The sequence below is a fragment of the Streptomyces sp. NPDC111802 genome (genome assembly GCF_055634335.1).
The window spans coordinates 1-23,515 of the sequence record NZ_JBVKCZ010000070.1 but is presented as its reverse complement, the minus strand read 5'-3'; the positions used below and the strand labels follow the sequence as shown (position 1 = coordinate 23,515).

Below are 23,515 nucleotides of genomic sequence, written 5' to 3'. Positions count from 1 at the left end.
GGGGCTGTTTATGAGCAGTTGAGTCCGGGGGTGGGGGTTTTGTCGTTGAGTAGGTAGGTGTCGACGGCGTTTTTCAGGCAGGGGTTGTGGGTGTTGTAGCCGCCGTGGCCTTCGCCGTTGAGCGTGATCAGGGTGCCTACTTTGTCGCCGAGGGCTTTGGCCATCTTGGCTGCGTTTTCGTAGGGGGTGGCGGGGTCGCCGGTGTTGCCGATGACAACGATGGGGACTGAGCCGTTGGCGTGGACGTCGGTTGTGTTGCTCTGGCTGTTGACTGGCCAGCCGGTGCAGGTGGTCACGGTCCAGGCCAGATATTCGCCGAAGACCGGTGATGCCTTACGGAAGGCGGGCAGCAGTGCTCGCACGTCATCGGCGGTGTAGCGGCGAGGGGTGTCTGCGCAGTTGATGGCCGTGTTCGCTGCGTCCTTGGTGTTGTAGTGGCCTTGTTTGTCGCGCCCGTTGTAGTCGTCAGCGAGCGCGAGGAGCGTGGTGCCTTGGCCGCTCGTCATGGCTTCTTGCAGTCCCACGGCGAGGTCGCCCCAGGACGTTTCGTCGTAGAGCGATGCCGCAATGCCGAGGGTGGCGAGGTGCTGGGTGAGCTTGCGGCCGCTGTCGGTGGGCAGGGGCTGCCGGTCGAGCCTCTTCAGCAGTGCGGCGATTTTCTGACGTGCCTTTACGGGGTTCTTGCCGGTCGGGCAGGAGGAACCGCCGTGAGTGGCGCAGGTCTGCAGAAAGTGGTCCAGGGCGAGCTGGAAGCCCTGGGCCTGCCCGAAGGCCTGGGAGGCGGTGTCGTTGGTGGGGTCGACGGGAGCGTCCAGCACAGCGTGGCCGACGTTCTTCGGGAAGAGGCGGGCATACACACTGCCGAGCCTGGTGCCGTATGAGATGCCGAAGTAGTTCAGCTTTGTATCGCCCAGGACTTCCCTGAGAAGGTCCATGTCACGTGCGGCGCTCACCGTGTCAACGTGATTGAGCACCGTGCCGGAATTGCGTCGGCAGTCCTCGAGGTAGTCCTTGCCTGCGGTGTTCAGGGCATTGATTTCTGAGGCGTCGTCCGGTGTGCGGTCGACTGTCTGTGAGGCATCAGTCTCTGTGTCGCTCTGGCACGTGATGCCTGAGCTTTTGCCCACGCCGCGGGGGTCGAAGCTGACCAGGTCGTAGCTCGAACGTAGGGTGTCGTAACTGTCGGCAAGTCTGGGAAGCGTGGTGATGCCGGAGGCGCCGGGACCGCCGAAGTTGAAGATGAGGGAGCCGATCCTATGGCTCCGGTCCTTGGCCTTGGCGCGGATCAGTGCCAGGTCGATCGTGTCGCCGTCCGGCTGGGCGTAATCGAGCGGGACCGTGAGGGTGGCGCACTGCCACTGCCTTCCCGGAGCTTTACGACGGCTCTGCGCAGTAGCCGGTGCTGAGCATGGCTGCCAGCTGAGCGTCTGCTCGATCAGCGACGCCGGCAACGCACTGGGCGCAGGCCCGCTCAACGTCGGATCGGAACCCGACACCCCCCAGGGAGTGGTACCGGAGGCGTGTCCGACAACTGTGGCGGCGACTATTAATGCAGCCGCACTGAAAGCGCCGACTCGTGCAAGCGTGGCAGGGCGAGGCATGAGATATTTCCGACTCTTGAGGGGTGAAAAGCTGGGCTCCGCAAGGAGCCGGTTACAGCTCCAGGGGTCACGAAACAGCCGCCATCACGGCTCAGTGCGCTTTAGTGGCGCAGGATGGACGGCCATGGAGTTCGGAGGCCCCACCATCGGATCACGAGGGTCAACGAAAATCAAAACGATCAAGCTTCTGATTAATCTCCTCACGTAATTCTGTGCGCCATGCATTTCGGCAACCACGATGTGAGATTATTGTGAGTTGCATGACAAGAACACGGTTCGGTATTCGCACACACACGGGATTATTACTGGCCCAACGCACACCCGAAGGACATGTGTGACGCAGATCATTGTTGGAACGTCAGAGGAAAGCGCGTCCGCGACCGGGGGAAGCTGCTGTCCTGCGGCGAAGTCGGTTGACCAGCACGTGGCGCTTTGGCGTCGAAGGTGTTGCAGCAGTCCCGTGGTGGTGTACGGCGACAAAACCACGGTGAACCATCTCGACTGGTGAGCCAAGAGGTGTAACCGACTAGAACCAGTCAGCCTCGACCAAGCTGGGCAAAAATTGGGTCAGACTTCTGATCAATCCACCTCGTAGGTGTGGTCGCGGCGTGCCCTTTCCCCCGCAGGCCACCGCACCTCTTGGGCTCGCGACTGATCCCAAGGCACCGTATTCGCTGGCTTTCGCTTGATAGGTATCGAGGAAGGGTGTGCGGATATTTCCGTGACGTCTTTGTCATTGTGGTGACAATGACTGGGTGGGTGGGCCGGTTAGGGTGCGGAGCAGGAAATGCTGATCGGAGGTCAGAGGTGGGTGCGTGGCGGGTGAGGCCCTTCCCGGTACTGGCGAAGTGTGTCGGAGCGCCTGCGCCCGGCCAGCCTGTGGCGCCTCCTAGCGCGTGACCCCTTAATGTCGGGCTGGCCGGGCGCTCCCGGTGAGCCTAAAACGGCCTGCCGTATTCGTCGCGTAGTCGTCTCTTGGGAGTTTTGCATGAGTCATCCTTCTCACCGGGCTTCCTTCAGCCGTCGGCGTCTGCTGGCGGGGGCTGCCGGTGTCGGTCTGGGGGGTGCGTCGCTTGGCGCCCTGGTCACTCGGGCGTCGGCGGGCAGTCCGGCCGGCAGGAGCCGGGAGTCGCTGTCGCGGTCCCGGCACGTGCTGTTGCACACAGGGTTGACTCATGGTGCATGGGTGACGAGCGAGCCGGGGAGCCGCCGGGGGCCGAGTGCCGGGGAGTTCGCGGGGGCTGGTTTCACGACGCCGACCTACTTTGAACCACCGATGTATAACGCGGAGTTGCAGCGCGGCTTACGGGATCACAAGTGGGCGCTGGCACTTGCGCCCGGCGGAGGGCAGCTGACGGGTCCGCCGCCGGGGGGTCGGCTGCAGCTGCCGGCTGGTGCCGACCTGAAGCGGCTCTATAGCGTCTGCTTCGGGGATGAAGAGCCCTATTCGGATGCGCTGGTCGGCTGGCTGGCCCAGTATTACGCCCTGCTGCGGCGCCGGGTCCCGTGGGCGCTGGCACACAGCAATCAGGCGCGCGCGCAGTGGAGTGAGGACCAGCTACGCACCTATATGCGGGTCGCGAAGCCCGACTTGCTCACCTTTGACGCCTACTATTTCGCGATGCAGACCGGCTATCCCGGTGGGAGTGTCACGCCTTTGTATGATGGGTTGTACCAGTACCGGAAGCTGGCGCTGGAGGGCGTGGACGGCTCGGGGCGTCATCCCATCCAGTTCGGTCAGTACACGCTCGGCTATCGCTCCGGAGACCAGCCCCAAGAGGGCGGCTCCTATGTGATCTCCCAGTCCCAGCAGTGGCTTGTGCCAAATGCCACCTGGACAATGGGCGGTACTTGGCTGAACATGTTCCGCTGGAGGAAGCGCTCCAAGCTGGCCCTACTGCACTACCGCTCCGGCCACCACACGGTGCAGTACGCCCGGTACCGGGACATCAACAGCACCATGGCGGCCTACAGTCCGCACTTGATACGCCTGCGCAGCATCGACACCCGGCTGATATACGGCCGGCACCGCATCGGCGGTAGCACCGCCCCCAACCCCCCGTCAGCCATTCCCTCGTGGTCACAGGGCGCCGGCGGTGATCCTACGATCACGGCCATCACCGCAACCAACCGCGGGAAGACCAACGACGGCCTGCCCGGCGACATCCTCATCGGCTACTTCCGGCCCCTGCAAGGACTCCCGCCGGACCAGCTGCGCTCCCTCCCCGGCAACCGCTACTTCATGATCACCAACTGCCTGGCAGCGCCCAACTCCGACCCCGGCGACGCCAACAGTACCGGCGGATCAGGCGCGGACACCGCCCAGACCATCCACATCACCTTCGACCTCAGCCACCGCGACCACCCCCACAGGCTGCGCATGATCGACCCCCACACCGGCCGCAGCACCCCCACAACGCTCACCCGGCTACGAGGAAACACTTACCGGCTCAACCTGCGCCTGCACGGCGGAACCAGCGTCCTCTATCACTGGGCCTGACGCCGCAAATGCTGTCGGGTGAATTGTGGGAGATGCGAGAGGGGAAAGGTGGCCCGCATCCTGGCAGGCCCCTCCGGCCCAAGCCCCAGGACAGCCCATTCCCCTCATTCCCAGGCGCTGGGTCGTTCCCAGAGAAAGCTGGGAGAATTTCAGCCGGGCGGCCTGCCTAGGGCCAGCTGCGCGGCAGACAGAGCCTTAGACGGCGACTGGGACTTGCCCGCAGACCACGGCGACGCCGCCGACGCAGACTGCGCCGATCCCTGCCCCGGCGTCGACGCATGAGACTGAGACCGCGCCGAATCCCTGCAACTGCGGCTGAGATGACAACGAAGCCGCCGCAGATGCGACCGCGGCCCAGACGACGACGGAGCATGCGACTGCCCCGAAGACGGCGCCGCCGAGGACGGCTGCACCGAAGACGACGACGCAGACTGCGACTGAGAGGGAGCAGTAGACGCCGACAAGACTGCGACTGTGCCCCGGACAACGACGGAGACGACGCCTCCCCGAGGACGCCGGCGTCGCCGCAGACGACGAAGACTGCCCGAAGACGACGCCGTCGGCGAAGACGACGACGGGGCCGACGCCGCAGACGCAGTCGCCCGGATTCGGCGCCGCAGACGACGCCGCAGGCGCGGCCGCCGACGCAGGCTTCGGCAGGAACGGCATCAACACCTAGAACAGCTTCACAAGTTCCCGGCCCAGCGAAGACAGCTTCGCCACCGCCACACGATCCTGCGCAGACAACCAGGCCAGCTCCGCGTGCCCGAAGCACCAGCCGCAGACGAACCACCATCCGACCCTGGGGAAACCCCACCAGCACCAGGCGCAGCCGCCGCAGCCGGAGAAGAACCGCCAGCCCCATCCGCAGCCGGGGAAGCCGCAGCATCCGGCGCACCATGAGCCGCCGCAGCCGGCAACTGCTGAGCATGCCGACCCCCGCCATCACACCCGGCCGCTACACCCGTAGCCGCGACAGGCTTTTTCGACAGCCCCGCCCAGTCGGTCTTACCCGACCAGCCACCAGCCCCAGCCCCAAGCCAGCACGCGCCGACCGGGATGAACACGCGCCTGATGCGGGGATGGTCCTCGAGTCGGGTGCGGGTGGAGACGCCGGTGTGCGAGGACGGATTGTCGGTGATCACATAGATGCCCCAGACGGGCTTGCCGTCCTCGATCAGCTGAAGGAACTGCTGGTAGGAAGGCGCTGTTGCGGGAGGTGGCGGTCATCGTGACCTCGTGGCCGTCGCGTACGCGCAAGGCGCCGTAGACCCAGGTTTTCTCCGGTCCGCGGGATCACCGGGCCGAGCTCGTCGGCGCAGACGACCGTCGCGCCGACGGGCGGGCTGGTGTAGATCTCGACGATCCGCGTCCTTTTCCCTCGAAGTCCGCATCTCTCGAGCGCGTCCACGACCGCGTGCGTCGCCAGCGCGCGCCCTCGGCCAACAGGATCCGGCGCACCTGGGAGCGGCTGACCTCGATACCCAGGTCCCGTGCCGCGGCGGTTCCCACGAAAGGCTCGGACAGGACCCCACGGAAGGCGATACCTGCTCCCAGGGCGCGTGCTCTCAGCCAGCCCGGTCGGCCCAGCTCATAGCTGGCTTGGTGGTGCGTGTTCTGCCGCAGGTTCATCGCCCGATCCCTGGTCAGGACGGTCCGGTCACGACAACCCCGTGTACGGGCTGGTGCGGGGTGTACTGCTGGGGTTGGCGCAGGTGGAGCGCAGGTGCGGCCTGAATTGGTGGCTTGCCCGTAACGGGCACTGTTGACGTGGTGTCTAACTCCTCGGAGGTGCCGTGGACGGCCCTCGGTGAAGGGTGCCTGGCTGTTTCAGCAGGTGGAAGGGATCGACTGGGGGAGGGTGTGGGAGATGGGTGGGGCGTCCAGGTGTGAGGTGTGTGGCCGGCCGCTGGAGGTGCTGTCGGGTCCGTCGGTGGGCGGCAAGCGCGGTAGGTCGGGTGGGCGGGCTGCCCGGTACTGCTCGGGTGCTTGCCGGCAGCGTGCTTTCCGCCGCCGCAAGGCGGCGCGCGCCACATCCCAGTCGGCTGCGTCCGGTCTTGAGGGCAAGGACCCCGGCGGTGGGGCATCTGGCTGTGAGGGTGAGGGCGGTGGGGCTTCGTGGCTTGGGCCGTTGCGTGTGCCGGAGCTGCCCAAGTCATTGGATTCGCTCGTAGGCCGGGAGCGTGAGCTCACCGATGTGGGGGCGTTGTTGCGTCGGCGGGGAACCCGGTTGCTGACCCTTACCGGTCCAGGGGGTGTGGGTAAGACCCGGCTGGCGCTGGAGTATGCCCGTCGCCGGCGTGAGACGGGCGGGATGCCGGTGCTGGTGGAGCTGGCGGCCCTGGCGGACGGCGCCGATCCGGCGCAGGCCGTTGCGGCTGCGCTGGGTGTGGGTGAGCAGGGCGGCCGTACCGGCCCGGAGGCGTTGGCGCATGCGCTGCGCGGGCACCGTGTCCTGCTGGTCCTGGATAACTGTGAGCATGTGGTCGAGGGTTGCGCGCGCCTGGTCGCCACCCTGCTGGAACGCTGTTCGGGGCTGCGGGTGCTGGCCACATCCCGGGAGGCGCTGCGGGTCCCCGGCGAGGTGGTCCTGCGGATCGGCCCGCTGGAATCCGGCCCGTCCGTGGACGGGCCAATTAGCCCCGAGGCGCCGGGTGCGCTGGACGCGTCGGACGCTGTCCGGCTGTTCGTGGACCGTGCCACGGCGAGCACACCGGACTTTCGGATGACCGGAGACGACGCGGCCACGGTGGGGGAGATCTGCCGACGTCTGGACGGTATGCCGCTGGCGATCGAGCTGGCCGCCCGCCGCACAGCAGGTCTGCCGGTCGGCGAGATCCTGGCCGGGCTGGATGACCAGCTGGCCCTGCTTACCAACGGCAGCCGTACCGGACCGGCCCGTCACCTGGACCTGGCGGCCGCTATCGACTGGAGCCACCGCCTGCTCACACCACCGGAGCGGGTCCTCTTTCGCCGCCTGTCCGTCTTGCGTGGCGGCTTCGACGCGGATGCGGCTGCTGCCATTGCCGCGGACGGCGCGGACGGTGTTCTCCCGGCCCGCCGCATCCTGCCGCTCCTGCTGGATCTGGAAGCCAAATCGCTCCTCGTCCGCACCCCGCACTCATTCCAACGCGCTGCCCACAATGCCCGCCCGGACGAAGCCGATTCCGAGGCCGGGGGCCACAGCCGCCGACAGGCCGGCCCGGTTCGGTTCAGGCAGCTGGAGACGATCCGGGCCTATGCGCTCGAGCAGCTTCAGCATTCTGGGGAAGTCCAGCAGATGCGGCGGCGGGCCATGACGTGGCTCGCCGGGCTCGTCGAGCGGTCGCCGGACGGTATCTATACCCATTACACGCCGGGCCCTGCCCTGGCCGAACAGGAAAACCTCGCCGCAGTCACTGCCGCGCCGGGTCCCGTCGGCGCCTCCGACGGGCCACCGCACGTGCTAGTCCTGGCGCTGGCCCGGATCAGGTATCACCAGGATCAGCTGACCGAAGCCCGCGCCCTGCTGGAGGCGGGTCCGGAGTGGCCAGACCGCCGCCTCCAGGCCGCTCGGCTGACCCTCACCGCTCGGGTCAGCGACTGGCAGGGCGACGCAGAGACTGCTCTTCGGCTCGGCGAGCGAGCCGTAGCACTGGCCCGCTCCCTCGATCATCCGACGCTGCTCGCAGGCGCCCTCAGCGCGCGTGCCGGAGCCCGGCTGCGACTTGCGTTGTTCCCTAATGCCATAGAGGACTACTGCGCCTGTGCCGACACACTCGCCGCACTGGACAGTCCCGTCCAGACAGCCAATACCCACCACGCGCTGGCGTGGGCGCTCCTCCAGGACCACCGCCCGGCTGAGGCGGACACCCTCATGACCGACTGCCTGCCCGTACTGCGCGAGCAGGCGCACTCCTCTGTGCTGGCCCCTGCTCTGCACACCGCGGCCGTGGTCCGAATCGCGCTTGGAGACTGGCCGGCGGCCCAGAAGCTGCTTGCCGAGTCCCTTCGCACGTTGCCTGTCGAGGGCTACTACGCGCTCAGCACAATCGAGGGGCTGGCCGCGGTCGCTGCGGCTCGGGGTGAGTACCGGCGGGCGGTACGGCTGTTCACGGCTGCTGCCCGGACCCATACCCGGCTGGAGACTGCGATCGAGCCCGGCTGGCAGCGGCAGATTGCCCCGCTCCAGGCTGCTGCCGCCGCCGCGCTTACCCGCGCCGCGCGCTCGGCCGCCGCGAAGTCAGCACGCACACTTACGTGGTCCGGACTGGTGGTGTATGCACTCGACGAAGCCGAAGACAAACCTGCGCAGCTCGGCCCGTCCGGCCCTGTTGGGCCGTTGACCGCGCGCGAGAGAGAGGTGGCCGAGCTCGTCACCCAGGGACTGACGGACCGCCAGATCGGCGCCCGGCTGCATATATCGCACCGCTCAGCAGCCACCTACTTGAACCGGATCCGCAGCAAGCTGGGCTTCGGCTCCCGAGCCGAGGTGGCTGCCTGGATATCAAGACAGAGCACTGCCCAGGTCTGATGTGTCCGTGAGCCCCCAGCGAGACGAGTTGACCGGCGCTGCTGCGTGGGATCCGCCCGAAAGTCGGTAGCGACAGGTCAGACCCTTGATGATCTAGGTCGAAGCCTTTGACCGTGAGGCCCCCACCGACGTTACTCGAGTGCGCATCTTGTCGAGCGGTGATTGACTCGCCCGCCACACTCGCCCCTGCCTCGAACGCCGCGGCGTAGTTGGCCAAACACCTGCAGCGTCCGACGAGCGCGAACGCAGCGGACTCGGCGTGCTGGTAGACGAGATCGGCGTGGTCAAAACTGAGCTTCCCGTCGTCGGTTAAGAAGCGTTGCCGGTGCATCCTGTTGAACTTACGCCGCACTGGACGGGCACGCCGCAAGCGCTCATAACGCCGTCAATGTCGTCTTACCTACCAGGCGTATGCGCTGGCCGTTCTCGCGCCGCCAGATTGGCGCCAGCCTTGAGGCTCCCCGGATATCTTCACTCATCTGGATCAGGCATGCGACAAGTTGGCTCCCCTTTCGGATGCAGATCGCCGTTTCTGACGCGCTGAACAGCACCCGCCGCTGACGGCCAATCGTCACGCGCTCCCCACCAAACGTGTCAGTCATGGAATTACGGACCCACGCCTCCTGCCACGCCTGTCAGGATGATTACAGCCGGGAGGGAAGCCCCCTGGTGGCTGGCGCAGAGCGTTCACCTGCAAGGCCGCAGGACGGAACACGTCAGCAAACAGGCTCTCTGCGCCAATATCTCGACTGAGGGCTGCTGGAGAAATTCTGATGTCCGGACAGCCGGAGAACATAGAAGCCCGAGGCTGGGATAACCGTCCAGTCTATTTCGCTCTGCCAGGAGGATGAGGTCATGGCACGTCATAAGAAGATTCGCAGCAACTCGGTCATAGCGGCGAATCGCTACGCCGTTGTGACTCTGTCCTTAGGCGCCATCGGAGGAATTGGTGCGGTCAGCGGGGCCTCCGCCTTCGCGGCTCCAGCGAACTCGGCCACGCAAGAATCCGGACCCCTTAGTGTTGACCCAAGCGGCAACGTGAGTTTCAAGCCGAACTTGAAGCTGAATGGCCCTAAGGGAAGCAATATGGAGCTTCAGGTCTTGCCGGAGGCGAGGGGTAACGTATTCACAGGTGATGGCCATTTAAAGGTTGCGCCAAAGCTGAAGCTTAAAGTTGGGGGGCAGGACGTCGAAGTTGAGGGGCTGGACGGTGAGGTCACCAGGGAGGGAGGCAGTTATAAGGGGCATCTTAGGATCGCTCCGGGGGCAACGATTCCTCTTCCGAATGGAATGACTATCGGGGCTAAGGGAGGGTACGCCGGTCTTAACTTTGAGTGGACGGCGGATAAAGGTCTTCAGCTTGAGGCTGAAGAGGGGACCAAGCCGACTCTCACACTGGGTTACCGTGGGGTTTCCGGCACGATTGAAGGCTTGGAAACTGGGGTCAAACTGGGATGGTCGCCGGATGGCGGGTTGAAATTTGAGGGCCATTACAACGCGGACCCGAAGTTAACGCTGGAAGGCCCCAGGGGGGTCAGCGGCAGCATCAGCGGATTGCACGCCGGCACGAGCGTCGAGGTGGACAAGGACGGGCTGCGTTTTAAGGCAGATGCCGAAGCCCGGCCGACCTTCACTTTCACTCCCTTTGAGGGGGGTAATAGCTACCAGATCAGCGGCCTGGGTGCCGGAGGGAGTGTGTCTTACGACCCGAAAACTGGCTGGCACGCCGAGTGGCATGCCGGGTTCGAGCCAACGGTGACGGTGACAGATCCGAACGGTACCAGTACCCCCAGGAAAATCCGGCTGATGGATGCAGGGGGCAGCGTCGACAACCGCGGTAATTGGAGTGCCCATCTCGAGGCTCCTGGGGTGCACGCCGGGGCCGAGGGGCAGGGCCTGAATGAGTGGCATGGCCATGTCACAATCTTTGGGCATAAACTGAGTGCCAGCCAGGGGTACAGCAGCGGTTACCTTAGCGTCGGCGGGCAGACAGTCTTCGACCCGAAAACCGGAAAGACCTACCCGGTTAAGGACTGGCGACGCCAGCACGCGCCGGTCGACCCGGAAATGCAAGACGCTATACAGGGTTATCAGGGGGTCCTCACCGAGGACGGGAAGACCGTCTTCGACCTGGCAACCGGCAAGGCCTCCTCGATTGAGGACTGGCAGCGCCGGCACCAGTCGGAGACGCGTACCCCGGATTCGTTTAAGGAGAGGGGACCGCAAATCGTGGGATCGCTGCCGGATGGTGAAACGCAGAATAACGGTGAACCTAGACATTACATGGACGATAAAGGTGGTATATGGTCCATGGAGCATTCACAGCGCGGAACGGTACTTACCAACATTAACACCAAGGAAGAGTGGACCGCACACCAGGGGAGCTGGAAGCAGACAACGCCTCCGAGCGCTGCCGTGCCCGCGAATCGCGTTGAAACCATTAACGGCCAAAAATTCGTTTGGTTCAATGGGCATCCATATCGTATACCGTCGTCACCGCAGAATATGGTGGAGAGGCCGGAGCGTCCTGCGGAGAAGCTGGTGTCGCCGTCGTCGGATAGTTCGGTGTTGCCGGGGACTGGTGGGTCAGGTTTTGATCCGGTGGAGAGGGCTCTGGGCCGGTCGGGTGGTGGCTTGGATGCTGAGCGGCGATCTCTGGGTGGTGCTGCCGTGGACCGGATTGTCGGTGAGGGGGCGAGCAGGGTGCTTCGGGAGTTGGGTATTCAGACTGCGCAGGAGTATCTGGAGCGTAAGGCTAAGGGGCTGCTGACTCCGGAGCAGTTGGCGAAGGTCGAGGAGATCGGTAAGGGTACGCAGAACAAGCTCGCGGGGGAGACTCAGGCTTCGGAGACCGCGCAGCGGAATATGTCGCCGGCCGAGAGGGAGGCTTACGAGAAGCTTTCCCCAGAGGAGCGTATTGAGCATGACTTTCGGGGGAATGTGCTTCAGTCGGCGGGTGTGAGAACGCAGGAGGAGTACAACGAACGCGAGCAGTTGGGATTGCTTCCTGCGGATATGCCGGAGAGGATTAAGGCGGCCACGGGGCAGGCGCGTCGCGAACTCGTTCATCTCGCCTTGTCCTCGAAGGGGCCGTTGCCTGCGCTGCAGCGTGATGCCCTCCAGGAGGCTGTCGACGGGGCGGTCGACAGGTCTTATCCCGAGGAAACCCTGCACCGGGTCGATGGCGTGCGGAAGGCGCTGCAGGCGGCGGGTGTGACGAAGCTGACGGAGCTGGGGGACCGCAGGGACAACGGATTGTTCACTGCCGAGCAGAGGGAGAAGATCCAGCACATCGGCAGGGAGATGCACCTCGATGGGCTGGCTCAGTCACTGACCGGGGGATCCTCTCAGAGCACCAACACCGGCACCGCGGGCGGTAGTACTGGTGAGGCCGGCGCGACGGCGGGCACGGGCACCGGTGTCGGAGGCATCACTGCAGGCGCTGGCTCTGGTGGCGGGGCTTCGGCGACCGGCGGCAGCAGCGCGACCCAGGGTCAGGGGACGACCGGCGGTACTGCTGGTACCTCCAGCAGTACCAGCAAGGCTGATACGGGTCATGCGGTGGGGGCATCTGGCGGTGGTACGGGCACGACGGGTGGCGGCGCCGGCACGGGCAGCGCTTCGGCCGCTGCGGGTACTGCTGCTGTGGGGTCGTCCGCTGGTGGTTCGGGCTCTGTGGGGGCTGCTGGTGGTACCGCTATAGGTGGTGCTGCGGGCACTGGTGGCACGGTGGCGCCGGCTACCACCGCGGGTGGTTCGTCGGTTGGTGACGCCGCTCCTGGTGGTGCTGACGGGTCCACTCGCCGGGACGCGAACTCTGGTGTGGGGGCGTTGCTTGGCCGGGATGTGGAGGCTGGTGTTGATCCGGCGCTTGGTGTGGGTAGTTCCGCCGTGAGTGGTGCTGCTCCTGGCGCCGGTGTGGTTGGGGGTACGGGGCTGGGCAGCGCCCTTGCCGCTCCGGCTGATCCGTCGGCGACGACTGGGCGTGAGGCGGGTCATGGGCTCGGGCTGGGAAACGCTCCGGCTGGGCATGAGGTCGGTCATGGGCTGGGGCTAGGTAAGACCCCGGATGAGGCTGGGGCGGATGTTTCTGTCGCCGGTGGGTTTGGTGCCGGGGTTGCTGCGGAAGGTCAGCCGACCGGTCCTTCGGCGCAGCAGGGCGTGTTGGCTGGGGGCTGGTCGGGTAAGACCGACTGGGCGGGCCTGTGGAAGAAGCCTGGCGCGGGTATGGGTGCTCCGGCTGGAGGTGATACCGGGGGCCGGCACGCTCAGCAGCCTCCGGCTCCGGCGGCTTCTCCGGCTGGGGATGGGGCTGGTGGTCCTTCTCCGGCTGCGCCTGCGGCTGCGCCCGGTGGTGGGGTTTCCCCGGCTGTGCCTGGTGGTGGTGCGTCTGGTGGTTCGGCTGCGGCCTCAGCTGGGGCTGAAGCTTCAGCCCCAGCGGCTCCGGCGCCGGATGATGCGGCTGCGCCTGCGCCTGCGCCTGCGGCTGGGGTTGGGGTTGGGGTTGGGGTTGGGGGTTCTTCTCCGGTTGCGGCGGTTGTGCCGGCTGCTGGTGGGGTTTCCGCGGGTCCGGTTGGTGGTTCGTCTGGGGCTGGTGCTTCGGGCACGCCGGCTTCTTCGGGTGGGCAGCTGCTGGGTGGTCAGACGAATTGGTCTGGTCTGTTCAGTGGTGGTGGCGGTAGCGGGCGGTCGCAGACGAACCACCAACCGTCCGCGGCTGCGCCGGCCGTGCCTGGGGTGACTGCTCCGGTGGAGCAGCAGCCGGCACCGGCGGCACCGGCTCCGGTTCCGGCTGAGGCTCCTGCTCCTGCTCATGCGCCTGCTGGTCCGGCGTCGGCTGGGCCTGTTGCGTCGGCTGAGGCTGCGTCTGCGGTGTCGGTTCTTGCGTCTGCGCCGGCGGATGAGGGTGTGCCGCAGGCACCGGCTGAGGCTCCGGCCCCGGCTGCGGCGACTATGCCTGCCCGGCCCTGAGCCTTGGGCGGGGTGTGTTGGGTTGATTTAGGTGTTTCTCGTAGAAGGAAAGGTTGGGGTTGGGTGTTTATGCGGGGCGTGGTGGTCGGGGTCGTCATCGGTCGGCGGGTGTTGGGGCAGTCGTCCGGTGGTGTGGGTGTGCGGGCGGTGGCGGGTGGTCTGCTGGGTACGGGTCAGGCTTTAGCGGCCGGCGGCGGGGTCGGCAAGCTGACGAATAGACCGGCTGCCCCTCCTTGCGGGTTGTCGAGGGGCATAAACTGCGGGGCCGCGGCGGGGCCGTCGTCCGCGAGGGACGACGGGAGCACGGTGGTTCCGCCGAGAGCGTGCGAGATGACCGCATTGTGCCTGGCGGCGGCGCGCGCACGGTCGCCCAATGGCGGGAACTCAGAGGGCGCCAGACGGCAGAGCGGCGACACCTTCGGCTCAGCCGGGCCCACACCCGACCAGACGGCACAGTGCCGCCCACCCAAAGCGAGAGGGACGAACAGGCCCGCGGGTGCCGCAGCCGACGCGCGGAAGGAGAATGGGCCCGCCAACGTGCGCAGCGGATCGGTCGCAATTGCAGCCCAACTGGCCGCCATCGGTGAACCGCCAGGAGCGCGTCGACCGGTCGCGGGAAGCACGAGTCATCCTGGCGGCCCGCGGCTCCGAAACCCAGGACCGTCCCGAGCCGGTCCCGCTCGTGTGGCCAACGGTCTTGCGCAAATGCCTGACCGAAGGACTTCCGCAGCGCCCCGCAGCAGCCCACGGACGACGGCGACCCGGACGGCCCGGACTGGCACCACCAACAACAAAAAGCCGACATCCTTCACCGCCTCCTCGGCCTGGTCGGGTACGCGGTCAACGCGCGTACCATCGATCTGTCTGGCCTCCCCCAACTGGCCGGCGTCATCCGGGATCTTCACCGCGACTCGCAGCAATAAGCCAAGATCCGCCGACCGCCAAGACCGGGCGCTTCCAGGACGTGATGCTCACGAAGCGCAGACGCGCACAGTGATCCATGCGCGAAAGGTGCAGCGGCGAGGGGGAGACATAACCAGCGGGGCGTGGATTGACTTGATGGTGTGAGAGCACGTCAGCCCAGCGGCGTGGTCTGCGCCGTTCTACGTCCTGGCCTTCGCCCACTGCGGTCGTCGTGGCCTCCGCGTGTTCTACACCCGATGGGGACCGCTGCGGCACGCCTACCCTGGTTTGCGGGAAGCCGGGCACACCGTCGTGCAGTTCATGCGCGACCGCCTCCGTGTCAAATCGCAGCATCGGTCGCCCAATGCGCTGAAGAATTGTGTGAGCGATCACCAAATTCCCCAGGTGAGGCGGGTTCCGCGTCACGTAATTCCCCACCCCCGCGGTCACGTAATTGCCCATGGGGACGACGGGTGTCGGGGGTCATAGTCCTGGCCGTCGAGAACACGGACGCTTTCCTCGATCAGTGGTTCGAGGTCGAGGGAAGCGCACCATGGCAAGGAGAACGTTCAACGTGGTCGATGTGACCGAGATCTACGTCCACTGGTATGCGGGCCGTTCCAAGAGCGACCTGGCCGCTTCGCTGGGAGTGGACCGCAAGACGATCAGGAAGTACCTGGCCCCTGCGGAGGCCGCCGGGATGAGTCCGGGGCGGCGCGGCGATGACCGCGGCGGACTGGGGCGGCCTGGGGCGGCCTGGTCAAGGTCTGGTTCCCCGAGCTCGCCGACGCCCGGCTGCGGCAGGTGACCTGGCCCGAGATCGACAAGCACGGCGATTACATCAAGAGCCTGCTGGGGACGGTGACCGTCTCCACGATCCACCAACGGCTGCGGGACAAACACGGGCTGACGGCGTCGGTGTCCTCGCCGCGGCGGTGGATATCGGCGATGCTGCCCGAGGAGACGAGAAGGTCGCAGGTCACCGTCCTGCGCGACGAAGTCGAGGCGGGCCTGGAGGCCCAGATCGACTACGGCTTCCTCGGCCAGTGGACCAATCCCCGCAGCGGGAAACGGCACCGGATCTGGGCGTTCGTGATGATCCTGGCCTGTTCACGGCACATGTTCGTCCGCCCCGTCATTCACCTCGACCAGCACGCCTGGACCGAGGCCCACGTCGAAGCCTTCCGGTTCTTCGGCGGTGTCGCCCGGCGACTCGTGCCCGACAACCTGCGCACCGGGGTCGACAAGCCCGACTTCTGCGACCCCAAAATCAACAAGGCGTATGCCGAACTCGCCACGCACTACGGCGCGTTGGTGGACCCAGCCCGCGCCGGCCGGCCAAAAGACAAGCCCCGAGTCGAGCGCCCCATGCCCTATATAAGGGACTCGTGGTGGCGGGGACGGGAGTTCGTCTCCCTCGAGCACATGCAGGCCGATGCGATCCGCTGGTCGAGCGAGGTCGCCGGTCGCCGGCAGTGCCGGCCGCTGGGCGGGGGCATCTCCACTGTCGGTGTTCGAGGCCGTCGAGGCCGCCACGCTGCTGCCGCTGCCCAAGACGCCGTTCGTGCTGGCCCGCTGGAGTGCGGCAACGGTCGGTCCGGACATCCACATCAAGGTGGGCCGCACCCTTTACTCGGCGCCGTGGAAACTGATCGGACAGCGCGTCGACGTCCGCTCCACCCAAGCCTTCGTGCAGGTCTTCCACGAGGGCGAACTGTTCAAGACCCATGCGGCACTTGAACAGGGCAGCAGGTCACCCTGGAGGAGTTCGACTTCGCCGCCTCCCAGAAGCTGCCCGCCGCCCAGATCCGCGACCTCGCCGCCCTGCGCTGGCTGCACACCGGAGAGTCCGTCATTCTGTTCGGGCCGGTCGGCGTCGGGAAGACACACGTCGCCCAGGCACTCGGGCACCTCGCGATTCGTCTCGGCGCCAACGTCCGCTTCGCCAAAACCAGTCGGGTCCTGGCGGACCTCGCCGGCGGCCACGCGGACCGCACCTGCGACCGCCGACTGCGCGAGTTGGTACGTCCCGACGTGCTCATCCTCGACGACTTCGCGATGCGCCCGCTCACCGCCGCCCAGGCCGACGACCCCTACGAGCTGGTCAGTGAGCGGCAAGGCCGGTCCTTGATCCTCACGAGCAACCGGGGCGCCGAGCGACTGGTATCCGCTCTCCCCAACCCCGTCGTCGCCGAGTCACTCCTGGACCGGCTGATCAACACCAGCCACCAGGTGATCATGAACGGCCCCAGCTACCGGCCCAACAAGCGGCCCCTAGGAGGAGGCAGCGAGAAGACAAACAAGCCCTCGATCAAGTAGACATGGACGAGGTCAGGACCTGGGGAATTACGTGACGCCGGGCCCGGGGAATTACGTGACGTTCACAACTTTCGCCTGGGCGCTGCGTGCTTGAGCGGTGATCGTGTCCAGCCACTCACTCGCGCTCTCCACGATCACTGTCATGCTTCGCCCCGTTCTGAGCTGCTCCGCCATCCGTCCCGCCGTTCGCTGGCCCGCCGGACGGGTGGTGCCTGTGGACTTTATCCACAGTCTGCCCGGCACATGAGCCCCTCATCACGCGAGTCCCCAGAGCCAGCACGCCCCGTGTCCAAACCCCGCCGAAAATCTACTTCGTCAGGGTTAAAGAAACAGGCTAAATCGCGGGGTAAAGACTGCTAGTGTTCGGGGTGGAGGTAGACGTATGGCATCCGAGGAAGAGCTGTTCGCGTCCGTCGACGCGCTGCTGGAGGAGGAGCCGCAGCTCCCACCCCCGGCGGAACGGGCCCGGCTGCGGGAGGCCGCCGGCATCACCCAGGCCCGCCTCGCGGTCGCGCTGAAGACGTCGACGCAGACGGTGAAGAACTATGAGAACGGCCGCTCCGAGCCGAAGTCGCCGCGCCTGGAGGCGTATCAGCGGCTGCTGAAGGGGTGGGCGGCGAAGTACCCCGCGCACGGCGCCCCTACCGCGCCCGCCCCTGCCGTCACGCCGCAGCCGGAAGTGCCGGCCACGTTCACCGGCCCGGCCACCCCCGCGCCAGAGACGGAGGCTGTCGCACTGGGACAGGCCCCCGCCGTCCCGGCCGCGCCCGAACGGCCGGCCGCGCGCCCCGCGTCGTCGCGCCGCCCGGCTGCGAAGAAGGCCACCGCGCCCGCGCTGGACCCGCGTTTTCCCCACGGCCCGCTCGCGGTGCTGGACGGTGACGGCTCCGCGTACGGCGTCGACGGCCTGGTGCTGGACTGCCCGGCGAGCACGGTGGTGGAGCTGGTGGAGTGGACGCTGCGCGAGTCGGGCCTCGGTGCGCCGAAGCTCAACCGGTACGGCAAGGACGCCGACCCGCTGATCGTGCTCACGGCCGCGGCCGCGGTGAAACTCGGGCTGCCGGAGCGCCTGGAGGACCGCCGGGGCCTGCGCCTGCCCGAGGATCACCCGGTCGTCAAGCAGGTACTGAAGGCGAAGTGGCAGCTCACCCAGCGCGGATTCGGTCCGTGGGCCCGGATTTTCCGCAAAGCGCAGGGCCGCGAGCGGCAGTGCGTGCAGCTGGCGATCCTGCCGTGGGACGCGCTCGACTCGAGGGCCTGGCCCGGCGTCGCCGGGATGGAGCCGGCCGACGTCGCCCGCGTCCTCGGGGTGTACGCCCAGCGGGTCATCACCCCACGCGGGTCGACAGCCGTCTCGGGCCTGGAGCTGATGACCGCGCTGCGCGCGCCGACGCGGCCGGTGCGCGATGAGGCGACCGGCAACTGGGTCTCCGGCCACAACCCCGGCAGCCTGGGCACGGAGCCGATGGACCCGGCGCCGCCGGAGGGCCAGCCCGAGCACCCCGCGAACCACCGGATCGGCTGGAAGGGTGGCTTCCTGCATGAGGAGGCGTACCAGTGGGTGCGGTCGGTGGACCTGCTCACCGATGAGGAGTGCACGCTGCCGTACGCGGTCGGCCTCGACCTGAACACCGCCTTCCTCGCGGCCGCCGCGAGGCTCACGGTCGGCCTGTCCGCGCCCGAACACTTCCACGCCCCGGCGTTCAACCCGAAGATCCCCGGTTCCTGGCTGGTCGACCTCTCCCACGTGGAGCTGGACCCGCGCCTGCCCAGCCCGTTCACGCCGACCGGCGAACGTCCGACGGGTCCGGCCTGGTACCAGACACACACCGTCGCCTACGCCCAGGAACTCGGCTACAACGTCGCCCCGATCGAGGCGTACCTGCGCCGCGAGACCGGCGCGTACCTGGACCCGTGGCACGACCGCCTCAAGACCGCATACGTCGACACCCTCGCCGACCTCGGCGTCACCAAGGACCTCACCGACGCGGAGTTCCTGGCGGCGATGGAGCGCCACAAGGACGTCGACCCGGCGATGACCGCCGTGCTGTCCGCGATCAAGGCCACCGTCAAGGGCGGCATCGGGAAGCTGTTCGAGAACCCGCAAGGCAAGGGCTACAAAGAGGGCGAGCCGTGGCCGGCCATGATGCGGCCGACCTGGCGCCCCGACATCCGCGCGGCCGTCATCTCCAAGGCCCGGGTCAACATGCACCGCAAGCTGCTGAACATGGCGAAGATGACGGGCCTGTTCCCACTCGCCGTGCTGTCCGATTGCGTCGTCTACCCGAGCCCCGGTGACTCGCCGCTGGACTTCCTTCCGTACGCCGCCTCGGGCAAGCCGCAGCCCGGCGCCTTCCGCCTCGGGCCCACGCCCGGCCTGGCGAAGCTGGAAGGCGTGCAGTCGATGCTGTGGGCGGTCGACCTGATGGAGCAGGGCCTCAACCCGGCCCGGCACATCAAGGGCGGCGACGCCGTCCTGGACGAGGGGGAGTAGGGCTGTGGCGGGAGAGATCGACGACGCGATCGAGCGGGCCGACCGGGAGTCATTCACGCGGGAGCCGCCGAAGACGCTCAAGGGCCAGATCGGCTACCTGATCCGGCAGTTGGGCAGCGCGAAGGCCGTCGCCCAGGAGATCGGTGTCACCGCCGACTCCGTCAACAGGTACCGCAGGGGGGCCCGCAAGCACGCCCGTGCCGACGTCGCCGCAAAGATCGACGACGCGGTACGGCAGCGGTGGCAGCCGCAGGTGCGCAAGCGCCGGCAGAAGCAGGCCGCCACCACGGGCGGGATCACGGTGGAGACCCGGGCCCGGTTCGGGTACACCGCGCCCATCGGCACGACCGACGACGGACGCTTCCGGCGGCTCACCGTGCACCTCCCCCCGGCGTACGCACAGCGCCTGTTCGACGCCCGCGACGCTGGAGCCAGCGACCAGCAGATGCGCGGGATCATCGCCGAAGGGTTTAAAGACGTGTATTTCCAGGACGGTGGCGCACGCGCGATGGGACTCTCTGATGTCACTCTCAATGACATTGATTACCTTGACCTGGATTTCTGAAGTCGAGGTTCTAGGGGAGGTGCATAATGAACGGTATTTCTTGGCCTGGTGACCCCAAGGGCGAGCTTCCGAGCACCACCACCCGCCGCATCATTGAGGGCACCGGCCTACCCGTCGATTCCCAGCAGGCCATCGCCTTCCTGAAAGCCTGCTACGTGACCAGCGCCGGCGACCTCGCACCGTGGCTCGCCGCAGCGGTTCGCGCTTTCGCCGACAACAACGCCAGGGATGTCGGCGCGTGGGCCAGAGCGCACCATCTCCTCCAGACCCGAGCTGGCCGCGAGGAGGACCACTCGCCGACCCAACTTCGCGTCGCCGCCTAATCGGAGGAGGGGCCTGTCCCCTGATCCACCGCACCACCCGGGGGCCTGCGCCATGCCGCGCAGGCCCCCGGCGTACGCCCACCAGGCACAGCTTCTCCCTGCGATACGGGTGGACTACAACGGCACGGCGGGCAGGGTGTCGCCGCAATCATCCGACAGCAGTACTTTCGGCCGAAATCTCACGGGCGCGTATATCCGTGCAGGTCGCTGTCCAGAGATCTCCGGGTGAAGAACCTAATAACTCACCTGTTACGACGCCCGGTTGGCGCCGGCGCCATCGTGGTCGCGGCCGCCCTGGTCGTGAGCGGCTGCACGCAGTCTCCGGCCGGTCATGACGAGCGGCTCAGCAAGGCCGCCGGCCTTGCCTGAGTGACCCTCGTGTGCTCGAAGGACTTGTGGGAGGAGACGAAGCCCGAGGGCGGGGTCAACGAGGTGAAGGCGAAGGTGTCGGAGATCTCCACCGGGCCCCGCGCCGGCCGCGGCCTGGTGGAGGTCTCGATGACTGGGACCAACCTCGTGGCCTACCTCAAGGAGTTGGACAACAACGCCCACGTTTCCGGCTTCGTCGGCGACAGGGAGAACACGGCGTCGTCCAAGCGCGTGTACAACGCCATCGCCCCGGCCATCGACCGGATCAAGGCCGCGACCAGCCCGGACGACCCGGAGCCCGTGATCATCATCGACGACACGATCCCGGACAAGAACTGACGCGGCCCCGCCCCGACACCTCGCAGACCATTCCCCCAGGGTGGGCGCGGTGATCTGTGAGGTACCGGCTCGAAGGACGTACTCCCGCACGCTCTGGTGGAGCCCGCCTGCGCCGAAGACGCGGTCCGGCCCTCAGCATGCCAGCGACTCAGGGACCGGAGTCTGTCTCCCACTGCGCGCTGCGGTCGCTGACGCCCCACGGCCGTGGCCGCAGCGAAGCCCGTACGGCCTCATCGAGGTGCGGGTGCGGCGGCCGACTGCTGTCTGCGGGGGTCGGCTGCCGAATCTTCTGCGTTCCGCTCGTCGTTGCGTGTCTCGCCGTGGTCTGTGCGCTGCGGCGGTTGGGTGCGTGACTTGAGTACGTGCGTGCCGACGGCGATCGTGACGCCCAGGAGCAGCGCGTAGAACACGCCGATCTTGCGGAGGTCGTCGAGAAAAAACCAGACGCACGTGAGGCTGGTGAACCAGAAGGCGACGAGAGCGAACCCGCCCAGGCGCGTGTCGCGGTACCCCGCGACGAGACAGACGGCGGCGACCGCACCGAGGGTGAGAGCCAGGACGACGTAGTGGGTGTCCCAGCCGATGTACTGGCGGGCGAGACCCGACTGTACGGCCACCCCCTCGGCCACTGGGCCCCATGCCACGGCGCAGGAAAGCCGTGCCGACCACAGCAGCAGCATTGATCCGAAGGCCCCGGCGAGCAAGGCCACTTGGGGGAAGTGGCTGGTCTCGATGGCATAGGTCCGGGAGACCATCACGGACAGCAGACAGCCGAGCAGCGCGAGCAGGCCCTCGGCCGACGGTTGGAAGACGACCCCCGTTCGCCGCCGGTTCTGGGACCTGGTTGACGGGGCCTTTTCGGCAGAGGCCTGCGGAGCGACGGCCGAGCGCGTCACTGTCCTGGCTGCCGGATCGACCTCGGTGGGGGTCGGGGACACGGACGCAGCGGTGACCAGTGCGGCCTCGGCGAGCGAGACCCTCATCGCGGCCGCGTCCGCGAAGCGGTCTTCTCGGCCCTTATGCAAAGCGCGCAGAATGACCGCGTCCATCGCAGTCGGCAGCTCCGGCCGCAGACAGGACGGCGACACAGGCTCCGCAGCCAGGTGCTGGTGCATCACGGAGAACGGTGACTCGCCAGTGAACGGGGGGCGCCCCGTCACGAGCTCGTACAGCAGACAGCCTACGGCGTACAGGTCCGTACGGTGGTCGGTCTCGTCTCCGACGATCTGCTCGGGTGGCAGGTAGGCGGGCGTGCCGACCGCGACTCCGGTGCCGGTGAGGCGGGTCGCCGCCTCGCTGAGTGCCTTGGCGATGCCGAAGTCGAGCACCTTGACCGTACCGCCGCGCGTGAGCATGACGTTGGCCGGCTTGATGTCCCGGTGCACGATGGCCTGCCGGTGGCTGTGTTCGAGAGCCTCCAGCACCTGTCTGGTGATGTCCACGGCCTGCGCCACCGGCATGGGACCATCGCCCACGACCTCGCTCAAAGCCCGGCCCTTCACGTACTCCATCACCAGGTACGGCTCAGCGGAACCGCCTGCGGAGTCCTCACCCGCGTCGTGAACGGTGGCTATGCCGGGGTGATTGAGCGCGGCGGCGGCGTGCGCCTCTCGTCGGAACCGGGCAACGAACTGGGGCTGCCGTGCCAGTTCGGCGGACAGCGTCTTCACGGCGACAGCCCGGCGCAGCCGACGGTCGACCGCCCGGTACACCGTCCCCATGCCGCCGCGCCCAAGCTGCTCCACCAACTCGTAGCGCTGCGCCAAGATCCTCTGCTCCACGCTTCCTCCATGAGCCACCAAACCGACCTGCGGGAAGACCCTGTCACCCGCCTGCCGGTTCCCTCTTCCCGGGCCGATGGCCGATCGCAGGCCACGGTTGGCGGTGCGGTCCACGGTCCGGAAGTTGATGTTGCACGCCATCATGGTGAACTTCCCACGGCGGGAGAGTCCACCGCTCCACCAATGAGTCCCAAAGGCGCTCTTCGCCGCCGTCATCGCTTGGGGCGTTCGGGTCGCGCAGCGGGCGCAGGTCCTGGCCGGGGCCGCTGTCTGGTGTGCCCCACATCAGGAGTGACCTGGCCTGTTCCGGCCTTCCCTCCCTTGATCACCATCAGTGATGTTGTCCTGACTGGTTGTCAGGGCGTCGTCAACTTGAGTGGGGTGTCTCGGGTCTGGGATGATCGCCGGGTTTGTTGATCTTCCCGGGTGGGGGCTGGCTGTGGGGACCGAGACGGCCGTGTCGTACAGAGGGTTTCGGTTCCCGGCGGAGGTCATTTCCCATGCGGTGTGGCTGTACTTCCGGTTCCCGCTCAGTTACCGCGAGGTGGAGGAGCTGCTGCTGGCCCGCCAGATCATCGTGTCCCACGAGACGATCCGGCAGTGGTGTGAGAAGTTCGGGCCCGAGTACGCCGCCAGGCTGCGCCGGCGCCAGCCCCAGGCCGCGATAAATGGCTCTACCTTCTTCCTGGGGCTGCCCCAGCCATTCGTAGGGTTGTGGCGCCCGGGGGAGCTGGGTGTGGCTGATAAGTGGCTGCCGTTGTGTGGCTTGAGATGCTTGGCCGCCCGGCTCCCCACGACGACTCGGCCGCCGATTGGGAAGTGCGAGAAGGTCGCTGT

12 protein-coding genes and 3 pseudogenes are annotated in these 23,515 nt (G+C 67.0%); 12 read left to right on the top strand and 3 right to left on the bottom strand.

Annotated features, from left to right (window positions below):
• Positions 1 to 8 precede the first annotated feature (8 nt).
• Complete coding sequence (locus ACZ7NC_RS41160) at positions 9 to 1,601, bottom strand: alpha/beta hydrolase (protein ID WP_471496682.1); 1,593 nt, start codon at positions 1,599 to 1,601, stop codon at positions 9 to 11.
• A 1,186-nt stretch (positions 1,602 to 2,787) separates the two neighbouring features.
• Between ACZ7NC_RS41160 and ACZ7NC_RS41155 the strand changes: the two genes are divergently transcribed.
• Both ACZ7NC_RS41155 and ACZ7NC_RS41150 read left to right on the top strand, forming a co-directional pair.
• Positions 2,788 to 4,101, top strand: a complete 1,314-nt coding sequence (locus tag ACZ7NC_RS41155) for a hypothetical protein (RefSeq protein ID WP_471496680.1) — start codon at positions 2,788 to 2,790, stop codon at positions 4,099 to 4,101.
• A 1,870-nt stretch (positions 4,102 to 5,971) separates the two neighbouring features.
• Positions 5,972 to 8,614 (top strand): ATP-binding protein, encoded by a 2,643-nt coding sequence (locus ACZ7NC_RS41150; RefSeq protein WP_471496686.1) that lies wholly within the window; start codon positions 5,972 to 5,974, stop codon positions 8,612 to 8,614.
• A 374-nt stretch (positions 8,615 to 8,988) separates the two neighbouring features.
• Here the strand turns inward: ACZ7NC_RS41150 and ACZ7NC_RS41145 are convergent, their stop codons facing one another.
• Positions 8,989 to 9,216, bottom strand: a complete 228-nt coding sequence (locus tag ACZ7NC_RS41145) for a hypothetical protein (protein ID WP_471496678.1) — start codon at positions 9,214 to 9,216, stop codon at positions 8,989 to 8,991.
• A 3,704-nt stretch (positions 9,217 to 12,920) separates the two neighbouring features.
• Here ACZ7NC_RS41145 and ACZ7NC_RS41140 point away from each other — a divergent pair.
• The 9 genes and pseudogenes from ACZ7NC_RS41140 (at position 12,921) to ACZ7NC_RS41100 (ending at position 20,897) form a co-directional block, all read left to right on the top strand.
• Positions 12,921 to 13,355, top strand: a complete 435-nt coding sequence (locus tag ACZ7NC_RS41140; protein WP_471496676.1) for a hypothetical protein — start codon at positions 12,921 to 12,923, stop codon at positions 13,353 to 13,355.
• A 1,686-nt stretch (positions 13,356 to 15,041) separates the two neighbouring features.
• Positions 15,042 to 15,296, top strand: a complete 255-nt coding sequence (locus tag ACZ7NC_RS41135; protein WP_471496674.1) for a hypothetical protein — start codon at positions 15,042 to 15,044, stop codon at positions 15,294 to 15,296.
• Positions 15,293 to 15,907: pseudogene (locus tag ACZ7NC_RS41130) on the top strand (DDE-type integrase/transposase/recombinase); the annotation flags it as partial. The gene ACZ7NC_RS41135 and the pseudogene ACZ7NC_RS41130, both read left to right, overlap by 4 nt.
• A gap of 16 nt (positions 15,908 to 15,923) precedes the next feature.
• Positions 15,924 to 16,166 (top strand): annotated as a pseudogene (locus ACZ7NC_RS41125) (Mu transposase domain-containing protein); the annotation flags it as partial.
• 80 nt (positions 16,167 to 16,246) lie between these two features.
• On the top strand, positions 16,247 to 16,807 hold the full coding sequence (locus ACZ7NC_RS41120; protein ID WP_471496684.1) for an ATP-binding protein: 561 nt from the start codon (positions 16,247 to 16,249) through the stop codon (positions 16,805 to 16,807).
• 382 nt (positions 16,808 to 17,189) lie between these two features.
• Positions 17,190 to 19,301: a telomere-associated protein Tap gene (tap, locus tag ACZ7NC_RS41115; protein WP_471496671.1), complete on the top strand. Its 2,112-nt coding sequence runs from the start codon at positions 17,190 to 17,192 to the stop codon at positions 19,299 to 19,301.
• Positions 19,302 to 19,305: 4 nt separating this feature from the next.
• On the top strand, positions 19,306 to 19,866 hold the full coding sequence (tpg, locus tag ACZ7NC_RS41110) for a telomere-protecting terminal protein Tpg (RefSeq protein WP_471496668.1): 561 nt from the start codon (positions 19,306 to 19,308) through the stop codon (positions 19,864 to 19,866).
• 26 nt (positions 19,867 to 19,892) lie between these two features.
• On the top strand, positions 19,893 to 20,189 hold the full coding sequence (locus ACZ7NC_RS41105) for a hypothetical protein (protein ID WP_471496666.1): 297 nt from the start codon (positions 19,893 to 19,895) through the stop codon (positions 20,187 to 20,189).
• A 369-nt stretch (positions 20,190 to 20,558) separates the two neighbouring features.
• Complete coding sequence (locus ACZ7NC_RS41100; RefSeq protein WP_471496664.1) at positions 20,559 to 20,897, top strand: hypothetical protein; 339 nt, start codon at positions 20,559 to 20,561, stop codon at positions 20,895 to 20,897.
• Positions 20,898 to 21,127: 230 nt separating this feature from the next.
• On the opposite strand, the gene ACZ7NC_RS41095 is transcribed toward ACZ7NC_RS41100, so the two are convergent.
• Entirely contained in the window at positions 21,128 to 22,678 is a 1,551-nt protein-coding gene (locus tag ACZ7NC_RS41095) for a protein kinase domain-containing protein (protein WP_471496662.1), read from the bottom strand.
• Between the two features lie 439 nt (positions 22,679 to 23,117).
• On the opposite strand from ACZ7NC_RS41095, the pseudogene ACZ7NC_RS41090 reads away from it, so the two are divergent.
• Positions 23,118 to 23,515 (top strand): annotated as a pseudogene (locus ACZ7NC_RS41090) (hypothetical protein); the annotation flags it as partial.

Bases quoted from the DNA above. Each gene is read 5' to 3' on its own strand.
- ACZ7NC_RS41160 (WP_471496682.1), bottom strand. From the start codon at position 1,601: ATGCCTCGCCCTGCCACGCTTGCACGAGTCGGCGCTTTCAGTGCGGCT.
- tap (WP_471496671.1), top strand. From the start codon at position 17,190: ATGGCATCCGAGGAAGAGCTGTTCGCGTCCGTCGACGCGCTGCTGGAG.
- ACZ7NC_RS41150 (WP_471496686.1), top strand. From the start codon at position 5,972: ATGGGTGGGGCGTCCAGGTGTGAGGTGTGTGGCCGGCCGCTGGAGGTG.
- ACZ7NC_RS41145 (WP_471496678.1), bottom strand. From the start codon at position 9,216: ATGACTGACACGTTTGGTGGGGAGCGCGTGACGATTGGCCGTCAGCGG.
- ACZ7NC_RS41135 (WP_471496674.1), top strand. From the start codon at position 15,042: ATGGCAAGGAGAACGTTCAACGTGGTCGATGTGACCGAGATCTACGTC.
- ACZ7NC_RS41140 (WP_471496676.1), top strand. From the start codon at position 12,921: ATGGGGCTGGTGGTCCTTCTCCGGCTGCGCCTGCGGCTGCGCCCGGTG.
- ACZ7NC_RS41105 (WP_471496666.1), top strand. From the start codon at position 19,893: ATGAACGGTATTTCTTGGCCTGGTGACCCCAAGGGCGAGCTTCCGAGC.